1 protein-coding gene and 2 pseudogenes are annotated in these 619 nt (G+C 57.5%); 1 reads left to right on the top strand and 2 read right to left on the bottom strand.

All coding sequences use genetic code 11. From position 1 onward, the window contains the following. The coding region (locus AAC083_RS22765; protein ID WP_258224854.1) for a LysR substrate-binding domain-containing protein at positions 1-199 on the top strand (199 nt) is incomplete at its 5' end. Between the two features lie 160 nt (positions 200-359). On the opposite strand, the pseudogene AAC083_RS01510 reads toward AAC083_RS22765, so the two are convergent. Beyond that, positions 360-515: pseudogene (locus AAC083_RS01510) on the bottom strand (IS5/IS1182 family transposase); the annotation flags it as partial. Beyond that, positions 515-619, bottom strand: a pseudogene (locus AAC083_RS22760) (type VI secretion system PAAR protein); the annotation flags it as partial. The pseudogenes AAC083_RS22760 and AAC083_RS01510, both read right to left, overlap by 1 nt.

Here is a 619-nt window from a genome sequence, read left to right as displayed (position 1 = left end):
CTCCACCGTCGGCATGGTGCAGGCCGGTTTCGGGGTCGCCATCATCCCCCGTTCGGTGAGCGAACTGCATCCTCACGGCGTCAGCTATCACCCCATCGCCGAGGAACCGCTCACCACCCGCATCAGCCTCGCCACCCGCCGCCATCCCCGTCAGAAGAGCCTGCAACACTTGATAGGGCTGATCCCTCGCCACCATTGAATCGCCCATAAAAATAACCCCCATCGCCATGGGGCAGACAGGGGGATACGTTGGAATATACATTGGGTCCATGCACACAGCGGCGACCAATATATGCTGAGTACGGCGTTGTTGCCCAAATCAGCCAGAAAGTCATGACTTCCCCAGCCCCAGGTGACTGCTAAACTCGGGACTTTCTTATGGACAGACCAAGGGTGTTCAGTTTGTTTATTGCACCAACATACGCCATCACTTCCCCTACCTGACAGTTGTATGTTCGCAGACTGATTTTGCCCTTCATCAACTGCTTGAACCGCAACATGGCGGTCTCTGCCAGATAGGCTTGCCATTAACCAACACAGACCCCACACCACCGGCAATGCTGCGCGGGTGGGGCGGGTTATTCGGCTTGTCGTGCGGCGCCAGCGGGTCACCCTGACG

Source organism: Aeromonas sp. HMWF014, assembly GCF_963878295.1.
Classification (GTDB): domain Bacteria; phylum Pseudomonadota; class Gammaproteobacteria; order Enterobacterales; family Aeromonadaceae; genus Aeromonas; species Aeromonas popoffii.
The sequence above is the reverse complement of the archived record's forward strand: the minus strand, read 5'-3'. Positions and strand labels throughout refer to the sequence as shown.